Origin of the sequence: Gordonia sp. (in: high G+C Gram-positive bacteria) (genome assembly GCF_012515855.1) — a bacterium.
Taxonomy (GTDB): Bacteria; Actinomycetota; Actinomycetes; order Mycobacteriales; family Mycobacteriaceae; genus Gordonia.
Window position 1 is genome coordinate 1 of sequence record NZ_JAAYXO010000023.1, and the last position, 7,907, is coordinate 7,907.

A 7,907-nucleotide genomic window follows, 5' to 3' on the forward strand; every position below is an offset into this window, starting at 1 on the left:
GGCCCCTCGCATCGGGCGACTCACCAAGCGCATCGTTCTCGGAGTCGTCGCGGCGATGATCGCGTCGGTGTTCACGATCGGCCAGCCGACCGTCGCCTCCGCCGATGAGCGCCTGCCCATCGGCATCCTCCCGGCGCCGCTGAGCTGCGCGTGGCTCACCTTCCCGGGCCGCGCAGGGACGTGGCCGGTTCCGATGCACGCGCCCAATCGGGGGATCGGTCTGCTGACGATGCCGCGCGCATCGTCGGCCGTCCAACGGGGACTGCCCGCGCGGATCCACCTCCGCACCGAGCGGGCGGGCTTCAACTCGGTGTGGCAGTACGCCATCTGGAATCGCAATCTGTACGTCAAGTCCAGTCGCGGCAACGGCGACTGGCGGATCGCGCCCATCCCGCAGTGCATTCGGGACCGCATCACCGGACTCTCGGTCGACGGCAGCCGCCTGGTGGTCCTCGCGAACGGCGGGCGCGTGTTCACTCTCGAATCAGCCGATCAGACACCTGAACTCTGGTGGTGGACCTCGCGATTCGGCTCGCCGATCTGGATGAACCCCGGCGGCGCCAAGGTGACCCCCGACATGCGGGCCTGGAGCTTCTCGTGGCTCGACCCGATGTACACCTCCGTGCTGCCGTTGAAGCAGCAGGGCTTCTGGACCGACGGCGCTGGCCATGAACAGCCGGTCGGCGGCGCGGGCGTCACCAGTGTCTACACCCTCTCGCAGCGGGGCGATCGGATCTACATCCTCGACCCGTGGCTGCCCGGCGGCGATCCGTTGAAGCCGTCGAGCAAGCGCCACGCCGCCGACTACAGCTACGAGATGCAGGGCCCGGTGGACGGCCGCTTCCAGGCGACCAACCTCTCGACCGCCGGCTCGACCACCCTGTTGATCAACAAGTACGGCGACATGTACACCCGACTCTGGGACTTCGACATGTCCGGCGCCGACACCCTCTTCTTCTCGTACACCCCGGAGGATCAGGGCGACCTGAAGGGCGCACCGAACAACTTCGAGGGCTTCTTCGCCCAGTACCCCTTCCTCCGCGACATCTTCCCCACGGAGTTCGCCAAGTTCCAGCTGCCGCCTCCCCAGTGGCTCAAGCAGCCGAAGATCCCCGGAGAGATCACCTCCACCATCAGCATCCACCAGACCGGGCACCGCTCGGCCCATCGGGAGCTGCGCGTGGAGGGCAGGCAGAACGGCAAGGTCGGCTACTGGCACAAGCCGGTCGATCCGAAGACCAGCTGGCGATTCACCCCGGTGGCGAAGGCGAAGCTGTCGTCCGCACTGCTCGACAACCGCGCGGGCGACACCACGTCGCTGACGCTGTCGCCGGTCAGCGACGTCCACTACTCCGGACGGGACGAGGACGGCTGGACCATCTCGACACGCGAGTTCGACTACGCCACCGACGTCCAGCCGTACACCGTCTGCGCAGGCGGATCGTGCGTCGATCTGACCGCGTACATCGCGCCGACACCGCGTCCCGGGTGGACGCCGATGGGCCTCACCGCGACGCCGCGGCTCTACCAGGGCTTCCTCCGCGTCGACGACGAGGACAAGGCCCGCATCGCCGCGTCGCCCGCGCTGGCCAAGGCGGTGTCCGCCCTGATCCCGAACGGTCGGATGCAGAACATCATCATGACCGCGTCGACGAAGGAGATGACCGTCTTCACCCTCGACAAGAAGATGGTGAAGATGCGTCGCAACTGACCGGAACGTCCCCGTCATCGGCCGCCGAGGGCAAATAGCCCTCGGCGAGTTGTGACGGGGACGTTCCTGTCAGCACTGCCGAGTATCAGGCTGAAGCGGCATCCTCGCGGTCAGATTCGACCAGCGCGTTGCGCACGAAGGCCGCGCTCAGCGTGATCGCATCCTTCGCCTGCGGCGATCCGATGACCGCCGCGGGAAAAGCGTGGATCTGTCCGGCGTAAATGTGGAGCTCGTTGTCGACCCCGACGCGATTCAGCGACGCCCGGAGGTCGCGCGCGTCCTTCTGCAGGGCCTCGCCCTCGGCGACGATCACCACGGTCGGCGGGAAGGCGACGGCCACATCGGTGCCGGTGGTGTCGAGATTCCCGTCGAGCGGCTCGGGCCCGCGCTCGTAGTACGGCCGCAGTTCCTCCAGCCGCGTCACCGGCAGCAGCGCGTCGTGACGGCTGGACCGTTGCGCGTCGGGCGACAGGTTCAGCAGCGGAGAGAAGCCGATGTACGCGTCGGGCCCGGCGACGCCGTCGCGCGCGGCGTACTCGATCACCTTGGCGGCGAGGTACCCGCCCGCGGAGTCGCCCGCGACGACGATCGCGTCGTAGTCGCCCGATCGTCGCAGCTCTCGGTACACCGCGTAGGCATCGTGGACCGCGGTGCCGACGCCCACCTGCGGAGACTGCCGGTAGTCGATGTTGACCAGGGGCGCACCCAGCTCGCGCGCCACGGCGGAGGCGATCTGTCGGTGGGTGCCGAGTCCGCACGCGATGAAAGCGCCGCCGTGCATGTACAGCACCGCCACCCGCGGGTGATCGAGCCGATGCGGCGTGATCGCGTCGGCCGGGACCCCGGCCACGGTGGTGCGCTCAACGGAGACGCCGGGCACCGGCCGGGTGTCGCGACTGGCCCAGCGATCGAGCGCCGACAGTCGCCTCAGCACGCCCTCGGAGATCGGCACGATGCGCAATAGCGTCTTGACGAATATCCGGCAGAACCAGAAGAGGATGAAGGACCGCAGGTCCCGAGAATCGTGATGGATCACCGACATCCGGTCATCGTCCTCCACCGGCGCCGGGGGCCGTCGACCGCCCCCACCCGGTGCCCTTCGCGACCTCCGCGAGCGCGGGCACGGTGCGGTGCGGCAACGGGTTGGTGAGGGTGAGCCAGGTGGTGGAGTGGATGACACCTGCGAAACGGACGATCTGCTCGATCAGCGTCAGCAGCTCCGGCTGGGTGGCGGTTGCGACGCGGACCAGCAGGTCCTCGCGACCGGTCACCGTGTGCACCTCGAGGACCTGCGGAATCCTGGTGACCGCCTCGGCGATCGTGGTGAGACTCCCCTGCTCGGTCTCGAGCGCCAGGAAGGCCTGGACCACCAGGCCGGCCTTCGTCACGTCGACCTGCGGACGGTAGCCGGCGATCAAACCGCCCTCCTCGAGTCGGCGGATCCGCGACTGCACCGTGTTCCGGGAGATGCCCAATGCGGTCGCCAAGCCCGCGATCCCCTGCCGGGCATCGCCCTCGAGCAGTCTCAAAAGTTCGACGTCGAGTTCGTCGATGCTGAGCATTTCTGCCACCTCTCCGAGAGATCTTCATCACTTACTGATCAGAGTGATCAGTTGCAGACTTATCAATTGACCACCTTGCACCGCATGTCGACCATTTAACCATCAACAGGTGATCGGCCTCACATAGCCGACCGAAGCGATTGGTGGACCACATGACCTCCGTTGCCGACCCGCAGGCGCAGGATTTCGACCTGACCGACAAGTACCGCCCCAACTCCGGCCCCGTCCTCCTCACCGGCGTTCAGGCCATCGCGCGCATGCTGATCGAGAATCACTCCCGCGAACGGCGGGTCGGTCGCAACGTCGCCTCCTTCGTCTCGGGTTATCAGGGCAGCCCGCTGGCCGCCGTCGACAAGGTCTTCGGCGAGGTCCCCGACCTCGACGCCCACGCCATCACCTTCGTCCCCGGACTCAACGAGGAACTCGGCGCCACCTCGGTCTGGGGCAGCCAGCAGGAGCTCCCGAAAGGCACGCGGACCCACGACGGCGTGGTCGGCGTCTGGTACGGCAAGGGCCCCGGACTCGACCGCGCCAGCGACGCCTTCCGCCACGCCGCCATGTACGGCGCGCATCCGAAGGGCGGCGCCATCGCTCTGGTCGGCGACGATCCTGCCGCGAAGTCGTCCACCGTCCCCGCCGCCAGCGAGCGCTCACTGGCCGCGCTCTCGATGCCGGTGCTGTTTCCGCGCAACGCCGAGGAGGTCATCGCATTCGGCATGTTCGGCATCGAACTGTCCCGCGCCTCCGGCACCTGGCCCGCGATGAAGCTGGTGGCCGACGTCTGCGACGGCCTGTGGACGCTGAACCGCGACTTCACCGCCTTCCACATCGAGGTCCCCGACCTCGAGTGGGAAGGCCGCCCATGGACCTATCGGCAGCGGGTGATGGCCGCACCGCCCGACAGCGTGCTCGCCGAGGCCGACCTCTACGGCCCGCGCTGGGAGATGGTCCAGGCGATGACCGCCGCCAACCACATCGACCGCATCGAGGTCGACCCCGCCGACGCCTGGCTGGGCATCGTCGCCGTCGGCACCGCGTACGACTCGGTCCGCCAGGCGCTGTCCGAACTCGGCCTGCACGAGGACGACCTCGTCCGCGCGGGCATCCGGATCCTGCGCGTCGGCATGCCCTACCCGCTCGGCGAGCAGCAGGTCCGCGCGCTGGCCGACGGCGTCGACACCGTCTTCGTGGTGGAGGACAAGATGTCGTTCGTCGAATCGCAGGTGATCGACATCCTCTACGGCAGCACCGACGCACCGCGTGTCCTCGGCAAGCGCGACGACCGCCGTCGGCCGCTGATTCCGTCCGACGGCGAGTTGACCGCTGCGCGCCTGCTGGCCCCGCTGCGCCGCGTGCTCGACGGCCGCGTGACCGTCAACATCCCGAAGCCGCCTCCGCCGACGCTGACCCTCCTCGACACCAAGCGCACCGCGTACTTCTGCTCGGGGTGCCCGCACAACCGCTCCACCGCCGTTCCCGACGGCTCGCTGGCGGGCGGCGGCATCGGCTGCCACACCTTGGTGACCATGTCCTCCCGCACCGACTCCCAGGTCACCGGGCTCACCCAGATGGGCGGCGAGGGCGCGCAGTGGATCGGCCAGGCGCCCTACACCGACGTCGAGCACATCTTCCAGAACGTCGGCGACGGCACCTACTTCCATTCCGGCCAGCTCGCCGTGCAGGCGTGCGTGGCGGCCGGGGTCAACATCACCTACAAGATCCTGTTCAACGCCGCGGTCGCCATGACCGGCGCCCAGGACGCCGAAGGCGGCCTGACCGTGCCGCAGTTGACGCACAAGTTGACGTCCGAGGGCGTCGCCAAGATCATCGTCTGCGCCGAGGATCCCGGCCGCCACCCGAAGGGCTCACTGGCCGACGGCGTGCTGCTGTGGGATCGCGACCGCCTCGACGAGGCTCAGCGCCTGCTGCGCGACGTCGAAGGCGTCACCGTGCTGATCTACGACCAGCAGTGCGCCGCCGAGGCTCGCCGCAAGCGCAAGCGCGGCACCCTGCCGACCCGTCGCACCCGCGTCATCATCAACGAAGCGGCGTGCGAGGGCTGTGGCGACTGCGGCGTGAAGTCGAACTGCCTGTCGGTGCAGCCGGTCGAGACCGAGTTCGGCCGCAAGACCCGCATCGACCAGACCAGCTGCAACACCGATTACACCTGCATGGACGGCGACTGCCCGGCCTTCGTGACCGTCGAACTCCCCGAGGAGGGCGCGGCGCTGCCCAAGAAGGAGGCACCGCACGCTCCCGAGGTCCCCGCTCCCGAGACCGCCGCCCTCACCGGCACGCACAACATTTTCCTCGCGGGCATCGGCGGCACCGGCATCGTCACCGTGAACCAGGTGCTCGGCACCGCCGCGCTGCGCGCCGGACTGCACGTGGAGGGACTGGATCAGACCGGCCTGAGCCAGAAGGCCGGCCCGGTGACCTCGCACCTGCGGCTCGGCGCGGAGGCGCCGTCGGCGTCCAACCGGGTCAGCCCGTCGTCCGCCGACTGCGTCCTGGCCTTCGACCTGTTGACCGCCGCCGACGCCAAGCACGTCGGGGTGGGCGACCCGGAGCGCACCGTCACCGTGGCCTCCACCAGTCGCACCGCGACCGGCGAGATGGTCTACGACCGCAACGTGGCCTACCCGGCGGATTCGAGCCTTCTCGATCGCGTCGGAGCCCGCGCCCGCCGGGTGGTCTCGTTCGACGCCGCCGAGGCGGCCGACGCGATCTTCGGCCACACCGCGACCGCCAACTTCCTCCTGGTGGGCGCCGCCTACCAGGAGGGCGCACTGCCGATCCCAGCCGCATCGATCGAGGAGGCGATCGCAGTGAACGGCGTCGCCGTCGCCGCCAACCAGGAAGCCTTCCGCTGGGGACGCGTCGCCGTCGCCGATCCCGCGGCGTTCGCCGCCGCCACTGCTGCCGCGACGGTCGCCAATCGCAGCGACACGCAGGTCCCGACCGACCTGTTCGTCGGTACTCCGCTGAGCGGCGAGGTCCGTGACCTGGTGGAGCGGCGGGCAGCCCAACTGGTGGCGCACTCCGGCCGTCGTGCCGCCGCGGGCTACCTCCGCGAGGTGGAGTCGGTGTGGGTGCGCGAGCGCGCCCTCACCGAGCGCACCGACCTGTCGGCGGCGGTCGCCACGAGTCTGCACCGCCTCACCGCGTACAAGGACGAGTACGAGGTGGCCCGCATGCTCACCGACAAGGCCTTCGTGGCCTCGGTGGCCGCCGAAGTCCCCGGCGCATCCGACCTCACCTACCAGCTGCACCCGCCGGTCCTGCGTGCCCTGGGCCGCGAGAAGAAGATCGGCTTCGGACCGCGCTCGCACGTCGCCCTCCGGGTCCTCGCCAAGGGCAGGTTCCTGCGCGGCACCAAGCTCGACCCGTTCGGTCGCGCCGAAGTCCGCAAGGTGGAGCGCCGACTCCTCGACCACTACCGCGGCCTGGTCGACGCGCTGCTCGCTGATCTGACCGACGACTCGTACGCCGCCGCGGTCGAGGTGGCCCGCGCCCCCGAACTGGTGGTCGGCTACGAGGACGTCAAGCTCCGCAACGTCGATCGCTACCGCGCTCGCCTCGGCGAGCTGGGCATCGACACCTCCCCCATCCGCTGATCGCCACACCACGCCGGCCCGACTACACCACTCACCACTCGAAGGGATCACCATGACCATCGCCGACACGCACGCCGCCGACCTCACCAGCGTCTTCTCCCACCCGGACATGACGATCGATCCACCGCACGAGCAGGTGGTGTTCTGCCGCGATGCGGCCACCGGCCTGCGCGCGATCATCGCGATCCACAACACCGCGCTGGGTCCGGCACTCGGCGGCACTCGCTTCTACCCCTACGCGGCCGAAGCCGATGCGGTCGGCGACGTGCTCCGACTCTCGCGCGGCATGACCTTCAAGTCCGCGGCCGCAGGCCTCGACCTCGGCGGCGGCAAGGCGGTCATCATCGGCGACCCGGCCATCGACAAGACGCCGGAACTGCTGCGTGCCTACGGTCGATTCGTCGACACCCTCGGCGGCCGATACATCACCGCGGGCGACGTCGGCACCACCTCCGACGACATGGATCTGATCGGCGAGGGCACCCGGCACGTCGCGTCGAAGACCGTCGCCAACGGCGGCTGCGGCGACACCGCACCGATGACCGCGCTCGGCGTCTTCAGCTCGCTGCTCGCGGCCGCCGAACGGGTGTGGGGATCGGCCGACCTGACCGGACGCACCGTGGGAGTCGAAGGCGTTGGCAAGGTCGGCACCCAGCTGACCGAGAAGCTGCTGGCCGCAGGCGCGAAGGTGCTCGCCGCCGATCCGTACGCGCCGGCGCGCGAGGCCTTCGCCACCCGCTTCCCGCAGGCGACGATCGTCGACGACGTCCGCGCAGCACAGCTCGACGTCTACGCGCCCTGCGCCATGGGCGGCACCGTCACCGACCGCCTCGCGGGCGAGACCACCGCCGCGATCATCTGCGGCGCCGCCAACAACCAGCTCGTGACCCCTGATGTCGAACAGCTCCTCGGCGACCGCGGGATCGTCTGGGTCCCGGACTACATCGCCAACGCCGGCGGCGTGATCCAGGCGTTCAGTGAGCAGCAGGACTGGACCGTCGAGCAGCTGACGACCAA

General features: G+C 69.3%; 5 protein-coding genes. 3 read left to right on the plus strand and 2 right to left on the minus strand.

Annotation, left to right across the window (positions count from 1 at the left end):
* Positions 1 to 1,711, plus strand: a 1,711-nt coding sequence (locus GX543_RS01535) for a hypothetical protein (protein WP_366929045.1), incomplete at its 5' end; no start/stop codon positions are given.
* A gap of 85 nt (positions 1,712 to 1,796) precedes the next feature.
* Here GX543_RS01535 and GX543_RS01540 read toward each other — a convergent pair.
* Both GX543_RS01540 and GX543_RS01545 read right to left on the minus strand, forming a co-directional pair.
* On the minus strand, positions 1,797 to 2,753 hold the full coding sequence (locus GX543_RS01540; RefSeq protein ID WP_290849359.1) for an alpha/beta hydrolase: 957 nt from the start codon (positions 2,751 to 2,753) through the stop codon (positions 1,797 to 1,799).
* Between the two features lie 4 nt (positions 2,754 to 2,757).
* Positions 2,758 to 3,273 carry an Lrp/AsnC family transcriptional regulator gene (locus GX543_RS01545; protein WP_290849360.1) on the minus strand — a complete coding sequence of 172 codons (516 nt, stop codon included), beginning with the start codon at positions 3,271 to 3,273 and terminating at the stop codon, positions 2,758 to 2,760.
* 152 nt (positions 3,274 to 3,425) lie between these two features.
* Between GX543_RS01545 and GX543_RS01550 the strand changes: the two genes are divergently transcribed.
* Both GX543_RS01550 and GX543_RS01555 read left to right on the plus strand, forming a co-directional pair.
* Positions 3,426 to 6,890 carry an indolepyruvate ferredoxin oxidoreductase family protein gene (locus GX543_RS01550; RefSeq protein ID WP_290849361.1) on the plus strand — a complete coding sequence of 1,155 codons (3,465 nt, stop codon included), beginning with the start codon at positions 3,426 to 3,428 and terminating at the stop codon, positions 6,888 to 6,890.
* 109 nt (positions 6,891 to 6,999) lie between these two features.
* A partial coding sequence (locus tag GX543_RS01555) for a Glu/Leu/Phe/Val dehydrogenase dimerization domain-containing protein (protein ID WP_290849363.1) occupies positions 7,000 to 7,907 on the plus strand: 908 nt, incomplete at its 3' end.